At 31.5% G+C, this 19,302-nt stretch carries 20 protein-coding genes and 1 tRNA gene; 11 read left to right on the top strand and 10 right to left on the bottom strand.

Annotation, left to right across the window (positions count from 1 at the left end):
* Window positions 1-8: 8 nt before the first annotated feature.
* Window positions 9-701, bottom strand: coding sequence for a uroporphyrinogen-III synthase (locus AC8GER_RS05625; RefSeq protein WP_506597854.1), 693 nt, complete (start codon window positions 699-701; stop codon window positions 9-11).
* Window positions 670-1,641 (bottom strand): hydroxymethylbilane synthase, encoded by a 972-nt coding sequence (gene hemC / locus AC8GER_RS05630; RefSeq protein ID WP_506597855.1) that lies wholly within the window; start codon window positions 1,639-1,641, stop codon window positions 670-672. The genes AC8GER_RS05625 and hemC overlap by 32 nt, the downstream gene beginning before the upstream one ends.
* A 76-nt stretch (window positions 1,642-1,717) precedes the next feature.
* Between hemC and tsaD the strand changes: the two genes are divergently transcribed.
* The 3 genes from tsaD (at window position 1,718) to acs (ending at window position 5,263) form a co-directional block, all read left to right on the top strand.
* On the top strand, window positions 1,718-2,791 hold the full coding sequence (gene tsaD, locus AC8GER_RS05635; RefSeq protein ID WP_506597856.1) for a tRNA (adenosine(37)-N6)-threonylcarbamoyltransferase complex transferase subunit TsaD: 1,074 nt from the start codon (window positions 1,718-1,720) through the stop codon (window positions 2,789-2,791).
* Between the two features lie 96 nt (window positions 2,792-2,887).
* A complete protein-coding gene (locus AC8GER_RS05640) occupies window positions 2,888-3,301 on the top strand; it encodes an EVE domain-containing protein (RefSeq protein WP_506597857.1) in 414 nt (137 codons plus the stop codon).
* Between the two features lie 24 nt (window positions 3,302-3,325).
* Window positions 3,326-5,263, top strand: a complete 1,938-nt coding sequence (acs, locus tag AC8GER_RS05645) for an acetate--CoA ligase (RefSeq protein WP_506597858.1) — start codon at window positions 3,326-3,328, stop codon at window positions 5,261-5,263.
* Window position 5,264: 1 nt separating this feature from the next.
* On the opposite strand, the gene AC8GER_RS05650 is transcribed toward acs, so the two are convergent.
* Together AC8GER_RS05650 and AC8GER_RS05655 are read right to left on the bottom strand one after the other, a co-directional pair.
* Window positions 5,265-5,432, bottom strand: coding sequence for a DUF1674 domain-containing protein (locus tag AC8GER_RS05650; protein ID WP_506597859.1), 168 nt, complete (start codon window positions 5,430-5,432; stop codon window positions 5,265-5,267).
* 3 nt (window positions 5,433-5,435) lie between these two features.
* Window positions 5,436-6,059: a hypothetical protein gene (locus tag AC8GER_RS05655; protein ID WP_506597860.1), complete on the bottom strand. Its 624-nt coding sequence runs from the start codon at window positions 6,057-6,059 to the stop codon at window positions 5,436-5,438.
* A 111-nt stretch (window positions 6,060-6,170) separates the two neighbouring features.
* On the opposite strand from AC8GER_RS05655, the gene AC8GER_RS05660 reads away from it, so the two are divergent.
* From AC8GER_RS05660 to purH, 6 genes are read left to right on the top strand one after another with little or no spacing between them, the layout of a single operon-like run.
* Window positions 6,171-6,440, top strand: coding sequence for a DUF4212 domain-containing protein (locus AC8GER_RS05660; RefSeq protein WP_506597861.1), 270 nt, complete (start codon window positions 6,171-6,173; stop codon window positions 6,438-6,440).
* A 2-nt stretch (window positions 6,441-6,442) separates the two neighbouring features.
* Window positions 6,443-8,278 (top strand): sodium:solute symporter family protein, encoded by a 1,836-nt coding sequence (locus AC8GER_RS05665; RefSeq protein WP_506597862.1) that lies wholly within the window; start codon window positions 6,443-6,445, stop codon window positions 8,276-8,278.
* A 54-nt stretch (window positions 8,279-8,332) separates the two neighbouring features.
* The gene (locus tag AC8GER_RS05670; RefSeq protein WP_506597863.1) at window positions 8,333-8,674 is read left to right on the top strand and encodes a hypothetical protein; all 342 of its coding nucleotides are present in this window, start codon (window positions 8,333-8,335) and stop codon (window positions 8,672-8,674) included.
* Between the two features lie 19 nt (window positions 8,675-8,693).
* Window positions 8,694-9,359 (top strand): ribulose-phosphate 3-epimerase, encoded by a 666-nt coding sequence (rpe, locus tag AC8GER_RS05675; protein ID WP_018207806.1) that lies wholly within the window; start codon window positions 8,694-8,696, stop codon window positions 9,357-9,359.
* On the top strand, window positions 9,360-11,012 hold the full coding sequence (locus AC8GER_RS05680; protein WP_506597864.1) for a heparinase II/III domain-containing protein: 1,653 nt from the start codon (window positions 9,360-9,362) through the stop codon (window positions 11,010-11,012). It abuts the gene before it with no gap.
* Between the two features lie 24 nt (window positions 11,013-11,036).
* Window positions 11,037-12,596, top strand: coding sequence for a bifunctional phosphoribosylaminoimidazolecarboxamide formyltransferase/IMP cyclohydrolase (gene purH / locus AC8GER_RS05685; protein ID WP_506597865.1), 1,560 nt, complete (start codon window positions 11,037-11,039; stop codon window positions 12,594-12,596).
* Here purH and AC8GER_RS05690 read toward each other — a convergent pair.
* Entirely contained in the window at window positions 12,586-12,924 is a 339-nt protein-coding gene (locus tag AC8GER_RS05690; protein WP_506597866.1) for a 4a-hydroxytetrahydrobiopterin dehydratase, read from the bottom strand. The genes purH and AC8GER_RS05690 overlap by 11 nt on opposite strands.
* A 558-nt stretch (window positions 12,925-13,482) precedes the next feature.
* On the opposite strand from AC8GER_RS05690, the gene AC8GER_RS05695 reads away from it, so the two are divergent.
* Entirely contained in the window at window positions 13,483-14,613 is a 1,131-nt protein-coding gene (locus AC8GER_RS05695) for a putative sugar O-methyltransferase (RefSeq protein ID WP_506597867.1), read from the top strand.
* A 36-nt stretch (window positions 14,614-14,649) separates the two neighbouring features.
* Here the strand turns inward: AC8GER_RS05695 and AC8GER_RS05700 are convergent.
* A tRNA-Gly gene (locus AC8GER_RS05700) sits at window positions 14,650-14,724 on the bottom strand.
* Window positions 14,725-14,815: 91 nt separating this feature from the next.
* On the opposite strand from AC8GER_RS05700, the gene AC8GER_RS05705 reads away from it, so the two are divergent.
* Complete coding sequence (locus tag AC8GER_RS05705; RefSeq protein ID WP_506597868.1) at window positions 14,816-15,469, top strand: LON peptidase substrate-binding domain-containing protein; 654 nt, start codon at window positions 14,816-14,818, stop codon at window positions 15,467-15,469.
* 7 nt (window positions 15,470-15,476) lie between these two features.
* Here AC8GER_RS05705 and rho read toward each other — a convergent pair whose 3' ends face one another.
* From rho to hemE, 4 genes are all read right to left on the bottom strand, one after another.
* On the bottom strand, window positions 15,477-16,748 hold the full coding sequence (gene rho / locus AC8GER_RS05710; protein WP_017970156.1) for a transcription termination factor Rho: 1,272 nt from the start codon (window positions 16,746-16,748) through the stop codon (window positions 15,477-15,479).
* A gap of 66 nt (window positions 16,749-16,814) precedes the next feature.
* Window positions 16,815-17,246, bottom strand: a complete 432-nt coding sequence (hemJ, locus tag AC8GER_RS05715; RefSeq protein WP_506597869.1) for a protoporphyrinogen oxidase HemJ — start codon at window positions 17,244-17,246, stop codon at window positions 16,815-16,817.
* Window positions 17,246-18,259, bottom strand: a complete 1,014-nt coding sequence (hemH, locus tag AC8GER_RS05720) for a ferrochelatase (protein ID WP_506597870.1) — start codon at window positions 18,257-18,259, stop codon at window positions 17,246-17,248. The genes hemJ and hemH overlap by 1 nt, the downstream gene beginning before the upstream one ends.
* Window positions 18,256-19,269, bottom strand: a complete 1,014-nt coding sequence (gene hemE, locus AC8GER_RS05725) for a uroporphyrinogen decarboxylase (protein ID WP_506597871.1) — start codon at window positions 19,267-19,269, stop codon at window positions 18,256-18,258. The genes hemH and hemE overlap by 4 nt, the downstream gene beginning before the upstream one ends.
* Window positions 19,270-19,302 lie beyond the last annotated feature (33 nt).

A 19,302-nucleotide genomic window follows, 5' to 3' on the forward strand; every position in this document is an offset into this window, starting at 1 on the left:
AAATCCTTTTATAATAATGATAACTCTTCTTCACCTGGTGAAAAAATTTTAATTCTTTTCCACTTCAATCTTTTTAAAGTATTTGCAACGTTAATGCTAATACAATTCAAACTACAATTCTCTAGTTCATTTGCAATCTTATGATTCAAAAGTATCTTCAGCAATTGATCCGCAGCTCTCTTTGAATAAACAAAAATAACATCAACTAGCTTATTTTTTAAATCTTCAATTAACTGATGATCAATATTTAAATTAGGTTCTGCGGTATAGTTGGTAGCGCTTTTTAAATTATATCCTTGTTTTTTAAAGTCTTCTTCTAAATCATTAGAAACGAATTCTCCCCTAACATAAATAAAATTTTCTTTAGCCTTGTCACAGCTTTTGAAAATAAGATCACGAAGTTCGATATAGTTTCCTCCTGCACTTACAATATTTAAAAATCCAATTTTCTTTGCAATCTCAGCCGTCTCGTCACCAACACAAAAGCATTTGAGGTGATTAATGTTTTTTATATTTTTTAAATTCTGAACAGCGTTAGAGCTCGTAAAGATAACTGCAGTAAAATCTTTGAAATTAATATCAGGAATTATTATTGGTTTTATATTTAGAATTGAAAAATTAGTAACTCGATGACCCTTGGCGGTAAATTTTTTAATTAAAATTTCAGAACTATTCTGACTTTTTGTGAATAGTATGTGCAAGTTTTGTCTCCGAAATAATAAAATCGTCTCCAGCTTTAGATAAAATTTCTTCAGCCACATCAATTCCTATACTTTTTGCTTTTTCTGCGATTCCAGTTTTGTGCGCTCTAAAAGATTTTGCGCCATCTAAAGATAATAATTCTGCCTGCAAAAATAATTCCCCTTCATCATTAATAATGGCGTTAGCTCCAACTGGTGTATCACACGCGCCATTTAAAACTTCTAATAAAGAACGCTCTGCTTCTGCTAAAATTTGTGTTTCTTTATCATTTACGACTTTTAACATCTCTTTAATTTCTAAATCTTCATCTCTGCATTGAACAGTTATAATTCCTTGCCCAGCAGAAGGAATAATCACATCTTTTTCAAAGTATTGTTTTACCTCCGAATGAAATCCAAGTCTTTTTAGCCCCGATGCCGCAAGGACAATTGAATCAAAAATTCCCTCTTTCATTTTGTTTATTCTGGTATCGATATTTCCTCTCATTGGAATAATTTTTAAGTCATCTCTTAATCTTTTTAATTGAGCAAATCGTCTAACTGAGGAAGTTCCAATAGTAGAACCTGGTTTTAAATTTGCAAATGAACTTGCAACGGGAGATAAAAATGCATCTCGTTCGTCTGTTCTTTTTAAGAAACAAGCTAGCGATAGTTTGCTTGGTGAAAAAGTTGGTACATCTTTAAGAGAATGAACCGCAACATCAATTGACCTTTCAAGCAAACATTCTTCGAGTTCTTTGACAAAGAGTCCTTTGCCACCCATCATTCCTAAATTTTCAGTTTTAAATTTATCTCCTGATGTTTTGATGATCTTAATAATCAATTGCTCAGATTTGACTTCTGGATAAGCAAGCAACAGCTCATCTCTAAAATGTTCTGTTTGTGCAAGCGATAATCTACTGCCTCTAGTGCCAATAATAATTTTTCTATTTCTTAACATTTTGCTGATTTAATAACATTTTGTTATATATTATCGCTACTTTTTATAGCGACAGGTGATCACACTCAATACATCTATGAAAAAAGATTTAACATTCCTTGGAATCGAGACTAGTTGCGATGAAACTGCTGCATCAGTTGTAAGAGAAGATGCTGAAGGAAATGTTAAAATATTATCAAACGTGGTCTCAAGCCAAGTTGATGAACATTTAAAATTTGGAGGAGTGGTACCAGAAAACGCTGCAAGATCGCACGCTGAAAAAATTGATATTATAATAAAAAAGGCCATAGACGATAGTAAATGTAAATTTGAAGAATTGGATGGTGTTGCAGCAACGGCGGGTCCTGGTCTGTTAGTTTGTTTAATGGTTGGCTTAAGTGCTGGAAAAAGTATTGCAGGAATTTTAAAAAAACCATTTCTTGCAATTAATCATTTGGAAGGTCACGCGCTTACTCCGAAAATTTTTAATAAAATAGACTTTCCTTATCTTCTGCTTCTAGTCTCTGGAGGTCATACACAATTTTTGATTGTTGAAGGAATTGGAAAATATAAAAGAATTGGCACAACCATTGATGATGCTCTTGGAGAAACTTTCGACAAAACAGCAAAGATGATTGGTCTTGAATTTCCAGGTGGACCAAAAATTGAAAAGCTTGCAGAAAAAGGGAATGAAAAAACTTATGTTCTGCCGAAACCAATATTAAATCATCCAGGATGTAATTTATCTTTTGCAGGATTAAAAACAGCAATCTTGCGATTATTATCAAAGATAAAAACCGAAAAAGATAAAGAAAATCTTGCAGCCTCTTTTCAAAAAACAATTAATGAAATTCTATATATAAAATGTAAATCAGCCATGCTTGAATTTATTTCTAAATACAAAAAAGATAAAAAAGTTTTTGTAATATCTGGTGGCGTTGCTTCAAATAAAAGTATTAGAAATAATTTAGATAAATTAAGTAAAGAAATGGGTTTTAAAAACTTCTTTCCTCCCATTGAACTTTGTAGCGATAATGGAGCGATGATTGCTTGGGCTGGAATTGAAAGATTTAAAAAAGGAATTGAAGATGATCTTGAGGTTCTTGCAAAACCAAGATGGCCTTTAGATCCTGATGCCCCTTTTTTAAAAGGAGCTGGAGTAAAATACTAATTTTTGAATTATTTATTTTAAAAAATCATTGATTTATATGGATAAGTTTGGCTTTGTTTTGACACGGACACCTCTTAAAAATACAAAAAAATTCATATGAACTACTGGCTAGTAAAATCAGAACCCTCGGTATGGTCATTTAATGACCAAAAAAAAATAGGTTCTAAAGGAACTGTTTGGGATGGAGTTAGAAATTATCAGGCTGCAAATTATTTAAAACAAATGAAGTCTAATGACCTTTGTTTTTTTTATCATTCCAATGAGGATAAAAAAATTATTGGAATAGTTAAAATTATTAAATCAGCATTTATTGATCCGACAGATAAGGAAGGAAAATTTGTGGCAGTCAAAGTTGCTTACTATAAAGATTTAATAGAGCCGGTTTCACTTGCCGCTATAAAAGAAAATAAGGAAATTTCCCACTTACCTCTTATAAAACAGAGCAGATTGTCAGTAATGCCTATAGATTCAAAAAGCTGGAAAATAATATGTAAGATGGGTAGAATTTAAAAAATAAAAGGGAATTAGGGATTAATGAGCGACAAACTTTTCAAAGTGCCTGTGGATTGGGCAAAAAACTCTTACGTTAACCAATCGTCATATGAGGCTAAATATAAAGAGTCTATTAATAATAATGAAAAATTTTGGGCTGATGAAGGAAAGCGAATTCATTGGTTTAAACCTTACACAAAAATTAAAGAAGTAACTTACAGCACAAAAAAGGTTTCTATTAAATGGTTCTATGATGGAACCACTAACGTTTCTTACAATTGTATTGATAGACATTTACCAAAAAGAGCAAAACAAACTGCAATTATTTTTGAAGGAGATGATCCAAAAGAATCTAAAAATATTACCTATCAAGAATTAAGTGATGAGGTTTGCAAGCTTGCAAATGGATTAAAAGAAATTGGAATTAAAAAAGGTGATCGAGTTACAATTTACATGCCGATGGTTCCTGAGGGCGTTTACGCTATGCTCGCTTGTACTCGAATTGGAGCAATTCATTCTGTAGTGTTTGGCGGTTTTTCTCCTGACTCGATTGTTAACAGAGTTTTAGATTGTAAATCAGAATTTGTAATTACAGCCGATGAAGGATTAAGGGGTCAAAAAGTTATTCCTTTAAAGAAGAATGTTGATGAAGCATTAAAGAAATGCCCCGATGTTAAAAAATGTATTGTTCTAAAAAGAACTGGGGGCAACGTACCTTTCGATTCAAAACGTGATGTTTGGTATCATGAGTTAACTTCTAAAATGTCTACAACATGCAAACCTGAAGAAATGAATGCGGAAGATCCATTATTTATTCTTTACACATCAGGATCTACTGGAAAACCAAAAGGGGTTTTACATACAACAGGTGGTTATTTAGTTTATGCTTCGATGACTCACCAATATATTTTTGATTATAAAGACGGAGATATTTATTGGTGTACTGCAGACATTGGTTGGGTGACAGGCCACAGTTATATTGTATATGGTCCGCTATCAAATGGAGCAACAACTTTAGTATTTGAAGGAGTTCCAAGTTATCCTGATGCAAGTCGTTTCTGGCAGGTAATTGATAAACACAAAGTAAATATTTTCTACACAGCCCCAACTGCGCTTAGAGCCTTAATGCGTGAAGGGGATGCGATGGTAAAAAAGACAAGCAGAAAATCACTTAAACTTTTAGGTTCCGTTGGTGAACCCATTAATCCTGAGGCTTGGATTTGGTATCATAAAGTTGTGGGCGACTCTCGTTGTCCAATCGTTGATACTTGGTGGCAAACAGAAACGGGTGGAATTTTAATATCTCCTCAGCCTGGTGCTGTTGATTTAAAGCCAGGATCAGCAACAAAACCATTCTATGGAATAAAGCCTGCTATTGTTGATGATAAAGGAAATGAACTGAGTGGTGCTTGCGAGGGCAGATTATGTATGTCGGACTCTTGGCCTGGGCAGATGCGAACTATCTATGGAGATCACCAAAAATTTATTGATACTTATTTTTCACAACATGATGGTAAGTATTTCACAGGCGATGGATGTAAGAGAGATGAAGACGGATATTATTGGATTACAGGTCGAGTGGATGATGTCATTATTGTATCAGGTCACAATCTTGGAACCGCTGAAATAGAAAGCGCATTCGTTGCGCATCCAAAAGTTGCTGAAGCAGCGGTAGTTGGCTACCCACATGATATTAAAGGTCAAGGCTTATACTGTTATGTAACTTTAAAAATTGGTGAAGCAGGATCTGATGCTTTAACAAAAGAATTAAAAGATTTAGTTAGAAAAATTATTGGACCACTTGCAACACCTGATCTTATTCATTATACGCCGGGTTTACCAAAAACTAGATCTGGTAAAATCATGAGAAGAATTCTTCGAAAAGTTGCTGAAAACCAATTTGAAAATCTTGGCGATACTTCAACGCTTGCAGATCCGACAGTGGTACAAAGTTTAATTGATAATAGATTAAACAAATAATCTAAAAATCGTAAGTTATTCCTTTAGTCTCCCAGTCTCCATAACGAGTGGGTTCTAATCCCTTTGGTCCATTAATTTCTTTTTTATTTTTTATTTGATGATTATTTTTTTTTCTCTCATCAGCTTCTTTTAAAGATTGCTCAGCAATTTTTTTGAATTTTTCATTCATAATTTAATCTATTTTTTGAATTAACTTTTCAAAATCTCGGCAAACATTATTCCATTTATTAATCATGGAGTTAACTACTATCTCTTTATCAAGATTTTTTAATTCATCTGCAATCGGTGACCAGTAAATTAGTGCTTGTGAACTTTTGTCAAACGGATTTGAATTACAAAAAGTTGCCCAGTTAATTTGTTTAAATCTTTTATCAAAGTCTTGAACAGCATTATCGTAAATATCATCAGTGAGACCATTTTTTTTCTCGCTTAATAAAATTTTGTGGTAAATTTTTTTTGCCTCTTCAAATTTTTGATAATTTTGATTTTTGTAAAGGTAGGAAAAAATATAAAAAGAAATATCTTGAACCGATATGACAAAAATATTCCATCTAGAAATATTGATTGATTTTAAATAATTTTCATCTTTAAAAGCTTTGATGTAATTACCGCCAATTCGAGTTTGCAAATATCCATACAATGTATTTTGGGTTACATGTGCAGATCTTTTATGAATGAATTCATTAATTAATTCTAAATTTGTTAACTTCTTCTCACCCACCACCAATCTTTTTAATGAGCTTAGTAAAAAATCAAAGGATACACCCTCGAGTTGTTTTATATATTCTTTAATCATAAAAAGTTAATATTTATAACGTTTTTTAAGTAAAATATTAACTTTTAATTAATATAAAATTCAATTAGGGTTTGCTTAGTTAATATTAACAATAACTAAGGGGGATAACATATGGCATCGCCAAAACAAGAAGCCCATTGGGCAGCGACCAGAAGCCTTATGATCATAACAATGTTGTTATGGTTTTTTTTCGGAACTGTTGTTTTCGCCTTCGGTGAACAAATAAACCACATCAAGTTTCTAGGATATCCGTTAGCCTATTACATGACTGCGCAAGGATCGTTGCTTGCGTTTGTTATCATGATTTTTTGGTCTAACAATAGACAAGAAAAAATTGATAATGAGTTTGGTTTTTCCGACGTCGACAGGGAGGATGATTAAATATGGCACAAAAAAGTAAATTTATACAAGACCTACCAAAAATTTATGGAATCTACACATTAGGGTTCCTTGGATTTTTTGCCTTAATGGCATTCTTTGAAACGCAAGGTATGGGTGCAAAAACTATCGGAATATTATTCGTTAGTTTCACGATCCTAATATATGCAATCATCGGCTGGCTTTCTAGAACAGCTCAAGTGGAAGCGTACTATTTAGCTGGAAGGCAAGTTCCAACCGTATTTAACGGGATGGCAACAGCTGCTGACTGGATGTCTGGTGCATCATTTGTAGCAATGGCTGGTGGTATATACTTTGGTGGATATACTTACATGGCTTTCCTAGTAGGTTGGACAGGTGGTTACGTGTTAGTGTCATCACTAATGGCTCCTTATCTTAGAAAATTTGGCTGCTATACAGTTCCTGATTTTATTGGAACTCGATATGGTGGAAACTTTTCAAGGTTCTGCGCGGTATTGGTGTTACTAATCGCATCGTTTACTTATGTGACAGCTCAAATCAACGCAACAGGTACAATTGCATCACGTGCATTAGCGGTACCTTTTGAAGTTGGAGTTTGGGTTGGTCTAATAAGTATTCTTCTATGTTCAATGTTGGGTGGAATGAGATCTGTGACTTGGTCACAAGTGGCTCAGTACATTGTTTTAATTATAGCTTATTTAATTCCAGTATTCTGGATGAGCTGGAAATTAGGACACATTTTCCCACACATTTCAATGGGAGGAACGGTTGAGAAAATAGCAACTTTGGAAGCTCAGTTTGGATTGATAAAAAATTCACCTGATGTTTTAAAAGCAGCAGGAGTTCCTGCGGGATTATTATCTATGTCAGTACCACACTCGGGGGTTCCTGAGGGTGCAATGGCAGCATGGAAATATATTTCGCTTGCACTTTGTATGATGATTGGAACGGCTTCGTTACCACACATCTTAATGAGATACTTCACTACTCCATCTGTAACTTCAGCTAGAAGATCAGTGGGTTGGTCGTTGTTTTTCATCTTCTTGCTTTACTTCTCAGCTCCGATGCTTGCAACTTTATCAAAAATTCAGTTGCTTGATCCAACTCTTCCTACTGCAATTATCGGCAAAAAAATTGTTGATGTGCAGGCAATAGAGTGGGTGAAAAACTGGAGTGCGGTTAAGCAAGTATATATTGCTGACTTTAACAAAGATGGCATACTTCAATTGAACGAATGGTTCATGAGAGATGACGTGGTGGTATTAGCGACTCCTGAAGTTGCTGGATTACCATACGTGATTTCTGGATTAGTTGCTGCGGGTGGACTGGCTGCTGCTATGTCAACTGCGGATGGACTTCTTCTTGCAATTGCAAATGCTATCTCTCACGACATCTACTATAAAATGATCGATCCAAAAGCGAGTGTTGTAGCAAGATTAACAGTAGCACGAGTACTGTTAGTGATTATTGGTGCTGCCGCCGCTTATATTGCTGCTATGAGACTTACGGGTATCTTAGGAGCGGTTGCTTGGGCGTTCGACTTTGCGATGTCTGGTTTATTCTGGCCACTAGTTTTAGGAATATGGTGGAAGAGAGCAACTCGTTCAGGCGCAATAGCAGGAATGTTGGGTGGACTTGTATCAGGTACTTGGTACCTAATATACGTTGGACCTACATTCATGAATCAAACTCCATGGTTAGGAATTGATAATTTAAGATTTGGAATTATCGGTGCTAGCGTGAGCTTGGTTGCTATGGTGGTTGTAAGTTTACTTACAAAACCTGAAGGTGCTGCGATTCAGCAGATGGTTGATGATCTTAGGATTCCTTCCGGAAAAACAATCATTAAGCATAGTTAAAAATCTATTACTCATGGGGCGATTTTACTCGCCCCATGATATCTTCAAAAATCAATGTCACCTTGGATTTATTACTTTGATTATATTTTAGGAACCATCATGTGGACATTAATTGGCAGATCTGCCATGTCCCTCTTTCAAAGAGAAGACTCTAGTTTTTTTTTCATGAAAATATTCGTAAAACTTACAGATCCTATTTTGCGCGTATTTAAAATAATAACACCGAGCTTTCTAATTCCAATCTTTGTGCCTTTGTATGTAGCTTGGTTCTTTTATATGTTTAGATTTTACTTTATGCCTTGGGTGCTAGGCTATTCAGTCATGGGTATGCTTTCATTTCCATTAGAAAGTGAATTTACATACTTTTTAACAAACTTGTTTAAAAAGCAGTTTTAAATTTCTTAAATTCATTTAATTGTGTGCTGTGGCACAAAATATAAAAATATCACCATCTATTCTATCAGCTGATTTTAGTATTCTGGGTGATGAAATTAAAAGTTTAGAACAGGCTGGCGCAGATTTAATTCACATTGATGTTATGGACGGCCACTTTGTTCCAAATATTACAATGGGGCCTCCCATTATTAAGATGGTTAGAAAATGTACAAAACTTCCATTTGATGTGCATTTAATGATCTCTCCTGTTGAAAAATATATTAAAGCATTTGCAGATGCAGGTTCAGACATTATTACCATTCACCCTGAAGCAACTGATAATTTAAAAAGAGCTGTTGGCACAATTAAATCTTTGGGGAAAAAAGCGGGGGTTTCTTTAAATCCTAAAACACCCATTAGTGCTTTAATGGATGTTATTAACGATATTGATCTTATTTTAATTATGAGTGTGAACCCTGGCTTTGCAGGACAAAGTTTTATGAGTGAAGTTCTTCCTAAAGTAACCGAACTTAGAAAAATGATTAACGATAAAAAACTTAAAATTGATATTGAAATTGATGGCGGAATTAACTTTGAAACTGCACCCCTTGCAGTAAAGGCGGGTGCTAATATCTTAGTATCTGGAACAACTATTTTCTCTGGTTCCTTAAAAGATAATATTCAAAAATTAAGAAATTGCGCTTAAGTGTCCAATCTCAATACATTTAATCTTTATCTTTTATCTTTAAAAAAAAGCTTTCAAGATCGATTAAGAGAGAAAAAATTTAAAAGTTCTAATTATAATGTTTCTTTAGGCGGTATTCAGCCTCACCGTATTTATGAGTCTTCTAATATATTTTTAATTCAAGATCTTATTAATCATGATCCTATTATCCTTAATAGTGTTAGAAAATACACGACTAATGTTTGGAAAATAACAAACTTAGAAGAGGATAAAATAAAAAAACTTCATAATTTTTGCTGGCTTCCCGCATTAAATATTAAAACTGAAAAAGAATTGGGCTGCTTAATTCTTGATCAATGGATCAATAATTTTTCAAATTATAATGAAAAATATTGGACACTTGATGTCGTAACCATGCGGTTAATATATTGGATTTCAAGTTATGAGATTATTTTTAAAAATAGCGATCTTATATTTAGAAGCAAAGTTATTAATAATATTGTCAAACAAACCAAACATTTATTTAAAAATATCAGCTTAGTCAGCAGTGGAGTTGATAAAATAAAGTCTCTTGCAGCGCTGATTTTAGTTGGAAATTCTTTTGAACAATATGAAGAATATACTCAATACGGGCTTAAAAATTTAGAAGATGAACTTGGAAGTTTTGTTAACAAAGATGGATTTGTTAAAAGCAAAAACCCTGAAGATTTATTTTGGACTCTATATTTTTTAGTTCTTATTAAAGAATGTTTAACGTTATCTAGAAAACAGACTCCTGCTTTTATTAATATTTATATAAATTCTCTTGGTATTTGTTTTAAATTTTTAAGATTTTCAAATGGAGATCTGCCTCTTTTTAACGGCGCTAATCATATTAATACTGAAAAATTTTATGAATTTTTAGAGTCTAGAGGCTATGAATTTGAAAATATGGAAAATATTTTCTGTGGTTATGCAAAAATTAAATCAAAGAAAATTGAATTATTTATAGATGCTAACAACCCCTCTTCAATGCTGCATTCAAGAAATTATCAAGCAGGCCCATTATCATTTGAACTTGCATCAGGTGGTATAAAATTTATCTGTAATTCTGGGTCGGGTAAAAATCTTGGTGAAGAATTGTCCTATCTAAGCTCATCAACGGCAGCCCATTCAACGGTTACAATCAATGATACCTCATCCTGCATATTTCAAAAGAATGCATTGATTAGAAAATATTTTGGAAATTCTCTTATTGAAAAACATAATATTTTTAAGCAAGAATTTAAAAATGATAAAGAATTTATTCAATGCATAATTGGTCATGATGGTTATGAAAAAAGATTTAAAATATTACATGAACGACAAATCACTTTGTTTAAATCAAAAAATCACATTGAAGGAATTGATAGTTTAAAATGCAAAAACATAGAGAATAAAAATTTAACTTTTAGTGTAAGATTTCATATTCATCCTGACATTCGCATCACCAAAACCATGGGAAATGATATCCTACTTAGTTCAAGCGGTGGTGAGGGTTGGATATTTAGAAGCCCTCAAATACCCACTAAAATTGAAAAGAATCTTTATTTTGGTAACTCAGACAATATCAAGGAAACCTCATTTATTCTGCTTGAAGGGAATGTAGAAAATGAAAACACTAATATTATTTGGCATCTAGAAAAAGCCAAATAAAAATCGTATACCCAATACTCCTTCATGCAACTGATTAAAATTAAAAAAGCCTTAATCTCTGTTTCTGATAAGACAAATCTAAAAGAAGTTCTCGGATGTTTACAAGCAAATAATGTTGAAATTATCAGCACCGGTGGAAGCTATAAATTTATAAAAGATCTTGGTTTTAAATGTACTGAAATTTCAGAATATACAAAATTTCCTGAAATATTAGATGGTAGACTTAAAACATTGCACCCAAAAATTCATGGGGGTCTTCTTGCTAAAGCTGATGATAAAGAACACCAAGACCAAATCAAAAAAGAAGGTATAGATTTTATAAATTTACTAATTGTTAATCTTTATCCATTTGAGAAAAAGCTTTTAGAAAAAGCAGACTTTGACACGATGATTGAAAATATCGACATTGGCGGTCCTGCAATGGTTAGATCTTCGGCCAAGAATTTTAAATTTACAACAGTTATATCAAGCACCGACCAATATTCAGATTTAATAAATGAATTAAATAATAATAAAGGATCAACCTCTTTTGAATTTAGGAAAAAACTTGCAACCGATGCTTTTCTTGAAACTGCTTATTATGACTCGGTAATATCCAACTGGATGAATGATTTAAGAGATAATAAATTTCCAAAAAAAATTACAATCGCAGGTCAGCTTAAAGATAAATTAAGATATGGAGAAAATCCTCATCAGCAAGCCTCTGTTTATAAAATAAATTATAAAAATGATTTCTTATCAAAAATTAAACAAATCCAAGGAAAAGAGCTTAGCTATAATAATTATTTAGACATGTATTCAGCAGTGTCCATATCTAAGGAATTAGGTGAAAATGGCAGTTCTTGCATTATCGTTAAACACAACAATCCTTGTAGCTGTGCTATCGCAGAGAATGCCCTTAAATCCTACGAATTAGCCCTTTCTAGCGACCCTATCAGTGCTTTTGGAGGTATCGTCAGCTTTAATGGGGAAGTCGACGAAAAGCTTGCTAGTGAGATCACAAAGACATTCTATGAAGTAATTATTGCAAGAGGCTTTAATAAAAAAAGCTTAGAAATTTTTGAAAAGAAAAAAAACTTAAGATTAATTTCTTTAGAAAACTTTAAAGAACAAGATAAATTTTCTTATACATTTTTAGGCGACAATTTTTTAGTTCAAGACAAAGATCAAATCGAAATTAATAAAAAAGAATTAAAATTTGTAACTAAAAATAAACCAACTGATAAAGAGTTAGATGATTTAATATTTGCATTCAAGGTTTGCAAATTTGTAAAATCTAATGCAATTGTTATAGCGAAAAATAATAAGACACTTGGTATTGGCGCTGGTCAAACCAACAGATTAGCTTCTAGTAAAATTGCATGTCAGAATGCCACTGAATTTTTCAAAGAGGAAGTTAAAGGAAGTGTTGCGGCATCTGACGCTTTTTTTCCATTCGCCGATGGATTAAATGAATTAATTAAAATTGGTGTTAAATGTATTATCCAGCCTGGTGGATCAATCAAAGATGAAGAAGTAATTGCTGCAGCGGAGAAAGCTGGAATTGCAATGGTATTTACTGGGATTAGAAACTTTAGACACTAATCATATCTATCTTAGAAGCTAAGATAAAATCACTTAAAGAAAGTCCATTAATTGCATGCGTATGTATATTAACTTCAGCGTAACCCCAGCCAAATTTTAAATCTGGGTGATGGCCCTCCTCTTCAGCAATAGTTGAGAGCTTATTAATAAAACTCAGACTCTTTTCAAAGTTGGAAAATTTATAAACTCTTGATAAATAAAATGCTTTTTTTTCATTAATCAAAACTTTCCACTCTGTTAAATATTTTAAATACTCATCAATCTGCTCTCTAGTAAATGGAGGGATATCTCCTCTACAAGGGACACATTTTTTTTTATGTAGATCCATAATTATTTTATTATATCAGATTAAATATGTTTTTCAGCTGATTTGGAGCGGGTGAAGGAAATTGAATGCCTCACTGGTATAATAAAATCAATGCTTCTACACGAAGTTGTCTTCCTACTTTAGAAAGTTGTCTGCCTGAGATTCATTTAAAATTTTGTTTTATTCAACTCTACAATTTAAATCTTTTAAAATATTCGCACACAATAAATTAAACGCTATACTCTCACTGTCAAAAAAATTTCTCCAAGTGTATCTATTTCAAGCAACAACTTGGAGAATTATAATTTTTGAAGATGATTGTACACACATGACCAAAATGACCCATCGCACAAAATGTTTTCTGTTTTTTTGGTTGAACCCAGATCCAATAATCAGAACTATATTCTAAAACTTTGCTAGAATTAAGAGCTATATGCGACTTTGATGCCATTACGAGTTGTGGTATAAAATTTATTAATAAAAAATTTTTACCTATAATTTTTGTTGATCTTTTTTTAAGCAAGAATATTTATATTGTAGAAATATTATCGTTTTTCAAAATTAAATATGTCGATAATTATGTCTAAATTTAAAAATCTTTGGACAAAAAATAAATATAACTTTAAAAAATTTTGGGTAAGAAACAAATACAAATTAGATTTAAATAATGAACTAATAAAAATGATTGATTGTTTTATACAGTCCGAAAGTTATAAATTAGTTTCTAAGTATTGGCATTATTTAAATATTAGAAATCTTTCTCAACTTAAAAACAAAAATTTAGAAAATTATTCAACATCTGTAGCAAAAAATTACTACACTTTTATAGATGTAACTGAAGATCAAATCAAACAAGCAATGATAAATGTAGAAAATACTTTTCCTTCTGAAAAAATTAATCTTTTCAAAAAACAGGCTGGATTGTCTTATGTGGAAAGTATGAAATATAATAATTTAACTTATTTGTTGTGGCTAAATTTAAGAAATTCAAAATCATTTGATAAATTAGACAAATTATCTGATGAAGGATATTTAAGTTACAATGATCCATATATTAAAATAAATGATTCCAAAATAACATCTGATAAAATTAATTCTCTTTTAGACTATGAAAAAATTAATAAATTTTCTAATTTTTCTAATATACAAAATATTTTAGAAATTGGGGCGGGTTCTGGAAGAACCAGTCAAGCAATTTTAACATCCCACAGCAATATAAAATATACAATTTGCGATATTCCTCCAGCATTATTTGTTTCATACGAAAGACTTAAAAAGGTTTTTAATACAAAAAAAATAGGGCTGCTTTACGATTTACAAGATTCGGTAGAATTAAATAATTCGATAAATAATTTTGATATTTCTTTCATAATGCCACACCAATTAAATTTAATTAAAAATAACAATTTTGATTTAACTATTGCTATTGACTGTATTCACGAGATGGACAAAAAAACAATACAAAATTATTTTACTAATATTAATAATATTTCAAAATTATTTTATTTTTCCGTTTGGAAAAAAACTACTGTTCCTTTTTCGGGTATTTTAAGAAAATTTTCTTTTTTTGGAATTTTAAAGAAATATGAGAACAATTTAGATTATTTTAATAATGATTATAATATTCCAAAAAATTGGTTAAAAAATTTTGAAGAAGATTTAGTTTTTCCTTCAAATTTTATTTGCAGTGGTTATAAAATAAAAAAATAAGGAAGTTTAAAAAGGATTAATGATTACTTGCTGATTTGGAGCGGGTGAAGGGAATTGAACCCACGACCTAATCGTTGGCAACGATTCGCTCTACCACTGAGCTACACCCGCTTAATAATCCAGTGAAATTAAATGAAAATAAATTTTAATCAATTGAAAAGTGAAATTGAATAAAGCAAATTAAACACTATATTAATTCATAATGACAACTTTTAATAAAAAAGAAATTCCACAGGAAATATCTATTTTCCCACTTGCTAATGCGGTGTTCTTTCCAAATACAATTTTACCTCTCAACATATTTGAGCCTAGATATAAAAAAATGGTCGAAGATGCTTTGGCCTCAAATAAAATGATTGGAATGATTCAAACTAGGGAAAGTAACAATCCAAAAAAACCTGAAGTATTTAGTGTTGGCTGTCTTGGCAAAATAGACACTCACACACAAACAGCGGACGGCAGATATTTAATAAACCTTAAAGGCTTAGTGCGATTTAGAATTTTAGATGAAGCTGAGACTGAACTTCCTTATAGAAAATTTAGAGTAACCTATGATGAGTTTTTAGATGATTTAGAAAAAATAAAATTCAATGACAAAATTGATGTACTGCAGCTTATAGATAAAGCTAGAAAACTATTTAAAATTCATCATCTATCTACGGACTGGAAGATTGTTGAAAAAGTTGAACCAGATCAGTTAATAAATTCGCTATCAATGATATGTCCTTTCTCCGTAAGCGAAAAACAAGGTTTGCTTGAGGCAAAAACTTTGAATGAGAGAAATTTACTTATTAATCAGATAATAAATTTTTATATTATTGGAAACAACCCTGGATCTGAAAGACAAATCCACTAAGGAATAATTAAGCGGACTTATTCATTGAGTCAAAAAATTCAGCGTTGTTTTTTGTCTCTCTTAATTTACCAATTAAAAATTCTATTGCTTCCATATTTCCCATTGGCGCAATAAGTCTTCTTAAAACGTTCATCTTTTGAAGGTCTTCCTTCTTGAATAACAAGTCTTCTTTTCGAGTTCCAGATTTTGTAATATCGATTGCTGGGAAAATTCTCTTATCTGCAATCTTTCTATCTAAAATAACTTCGGCATTACCCGTTCCTTTAAATTCTTCAAAAATGACTTCATCCATTCTTGAACCAGTTTCAATTAATGCTGTAGAAATAATTGTTAAAGATCCACCCTCTTCAATGTTTCTTGCCGCTCCAAAAAATCTTTTTGGTCTTTGTAATGCGTTCGCATCAACACCACCCGTTAATACTTTTCCTGAACTTGGAACAACTGCGTTATAAGCTCTTCCTAATCGCGTGATAGAATCTAATAAAATCACCACATCTTTTTTATGCTCTGCTAATCTTTTTGCTTTCTCAATTACCATCTCAGCTACCTGAACGTGTCTCATTGCCGGTTCATCAAATGTTGAGCTGACAACTTCACCTTTTACAGATCTTTGCATGTCCGTAACTTCCTCTGGTCTTTCATCAATAAGTAAAACTATTAAATAAATCTCTGGATGATTTGCTGTAATAGAATGTGCAATGTTTTGAAGTATTACTGTTTTACCAGCTCTTGGTGGTGACACGATTAAAGCTCTTTGACCTTTTCCAATAGGAGTTACAAGATCAATTAGTCTTGCTGTTAAATCTGGTTTTTTGTCAGCTTTATTAGATTCAACTTCTAAATTTATACGCTCATCTGGGTATAAGGGTGTTAAGTTATCAAAGTTAATTTTATTTCTAGATTTTTCAGGATCTTCAAAATTTATTTTACTAACTTGTAAAAGCGCAAAATATCTCTCAGAATCTTTTGGGGCTCTAATTTCTCCTTCAACCGTATCTCCTTTTCTAAGACCAAATCTTCTAATTTGGCTTGGGCTTACATAAATATCATCGGGCCCTGGTAAATAATTAGACTCTGTGGCTCTTAAAAAACCAAAACCATCTTGTAATGTTTCAAGAACACCGCTTCCTGTAATCTTTTCATTTTTTTCAGCAAATTTTTTAAGAATTGCGAACAAGATTTCTTGTTTTCGCATTGTGCTTGGGTTTTCGATTCCTAGCTTTTCAGCTTCTAAAATTAAATCTGCTGGCGTTTTATTTTTTAATTCTTGGAGGTTCATTTATATTTGGGATTGTCTTGTGAAACTTTTAGGTGTGGAAGGAATATAACAATAATTAATTATCTTTCAAGCGGGTTTAAAAATAGCCAAAAAGACAATGATTATCAGTATAATAGTTGGTATTTCATTTATAACTCTAAAAAATTTTGAACTTCTTATATTTCTATCAAACTCAAAATCCTTCAAGCATTTAGATAAGAAACCATGATAGCCAGAAAGAGCTATTACAAGTAAAAATTTAATAGATAACCATAAAGAAAAGATACTATTAAATCCTAAAATCCACAAAACAGATAAGCCGGATGCCCAAGTAACAATCATAGCTGGGTTCATAATTATTTTCATTAATCTTTTTTCCATCACTTTAAAAATTTTAGAAGATTCGGTGCTATTATTTTCAACGTGATAAACAAATAATCTTGGTAAATACAAAAGCCCAACCATCCATGAAATAACGGCTATAACGTGAATTGCTTTAAGCGTTAAATATAAATTCATTAATTAACTAAATATTTTTTAACAATATGCTCCATCATTTTAATGTGGCCTTCATTATCATTTAGACATGGAACAATATCATAATTTTCTCCACCATTTTCTATAAAGCTTTCTTTTCCTTGAATTGCTATTTCCTCTAAAGTCTCAACACAATCTGATGAAAATCCAGGACATATCATAAGCACATTTTTTTTACCATTGTTAGGTAGCTCCTCTAAAGTTTTGTCTGTGTATGGAGTTAACCACTCATCCGGTCCAAACCTTGATTGAAAAGTCGTCTCGATAGGAATGTCTTTAAATTTTTCTTTCATCAGTCGCGTCGTTTTTTGGCAATAACAATGATATGGGTCACCTTTTGTAAAATATTTTTTTGGTATGCCGTGATAAGAGGCCAGGATTAAATCTGGCTTCCATTTAATTTCTGAGACTTTCTTTTTTATACTTTTTACAAGCGCATCAATAAACAGGGGTTCGCTTTCATAATGTGGAATCGTTTGTAAGCTGGGCTGCCATCTCATTTTTATTAAATTTCTATAAACTTCATCACACACAGTTGCTGTGGTCGCTGCTGCATATTGTGGGTATAAAGGAAAAATAATAATTTTTTCGCACCCTTCTTTCTGCAAAAAATCTAGTTTACTTTTTATGCTTGGGTTTCCATACCTCATTGCAAAATCAACAATAACATTATCACTGCCTATCTTTTCTTTTAATTTTTGGGTTTGGCTTTTAGTATAATATCTAAGCGGCGATTCATTGGTATCGTTCATCCAAATTTGCTTATAAGCATGCGCTGTTTTTGAGGGTCTGAAGGTTAATATAAATAAGTTTAAAATTATTTGCCAAAGAATAGGATTAACTTCTATTACTCTCGTGTCAGACAAAAACTCTTTTAAATATTTTCTAATATCCCACCAACTCGTTGAATCTGGTGTTCCAAGGTTAACCAGTAAAACTCCGGTTTTTCCAAATTTCACTTTAGGGTGATTTATTTTATCTAAATCAAAACTCATAAATTATAGCTCCTTACAAACTCAACAAGCCTTTTAACGTTTTCTGGCTTCGTTTTTGGCAATATTCCATGTCCCAAATTAAATATGTATGGTTTGTTTTTGAAAAAATTTAAATATTTTTTTGCTTCATTAAACATTCTTTTATTATTTCCTAGTAGAAATTTTGGATTCATTCCTCCTTGAAAAACCACATCATTATTTAAATTTAATTTCTTAAGATTAATATCATAATCAATATTAATGCCATGCGGTTTTACCTCTTTTATAAAATTATTAATATTTTTGTTAATTCCCTTCGGAAAACAAATAATTGGGTTGTTTGGAAAATTTTTTTTAATTTTGTTGACGATATTTTTGTTTGGGTTAATGCAAAATTCCTTTAAGTTTTTTTTTTCAACCAAACCCGCCCAACTATCAAACAACTGTATAATGTCCGCTCCCGCTAATATTTGTTCTTTACAGTGGACATAAATTAAGTGTTCTAATCTTTTAATTATTTTTATTACTTCTTTCTTTTTAAGATTTTTTAAAAATTTTATATTTTTTTTCGGCGAACCTTTGTTAATCATGTAGGTTAAAAGCGTCCATGGGGATCCAGCAAAGCCTATTAATGCTTTTTCTTTTGGTAATGTTTTTTTTATTTTTTTTAATATTTTATAAACATTTTCTAGTTTTTTTATAAAAATTTTGTCCTTTGTTTTATAAAATTTATTTAAATTATAATTTTCTAAAATTGGTCCTTTTTTTTCTTTAAATTCTACTTTTTGGCCGCTTGCGTTTAAGATTAATAAAATGTCTGAAAAAACTATAGCTGCATCTAAATTAAACCTATTTATAGGTTGTAATGAAACTTTTGTTGCGTCTTTTATATTTAAACAAAAATTAATAAAATTTTTATTTTTTTTCCTTATTTTTTGATATTCTGGAAGATATCTCCCAGCTTGTCTCATAAACCATATAGGAAAATTTTTTTGTTTTTTTAAAAGAGAATATTGAAGTGAACTACTCATTAATAAATATTAGTTAAAATAGTAGTATTATAT

This window comes from Fontibacterium abundans (SeqCode) (assembly GCF_965235095.1).
Classification (GTDB): domain Bacteria; phylum Pseudomonadota; class Alphaproteobacteria; order Pelagibacterales; family Pelagibacteraceae; genus Fontibacterium; species Fontibacterium abundans.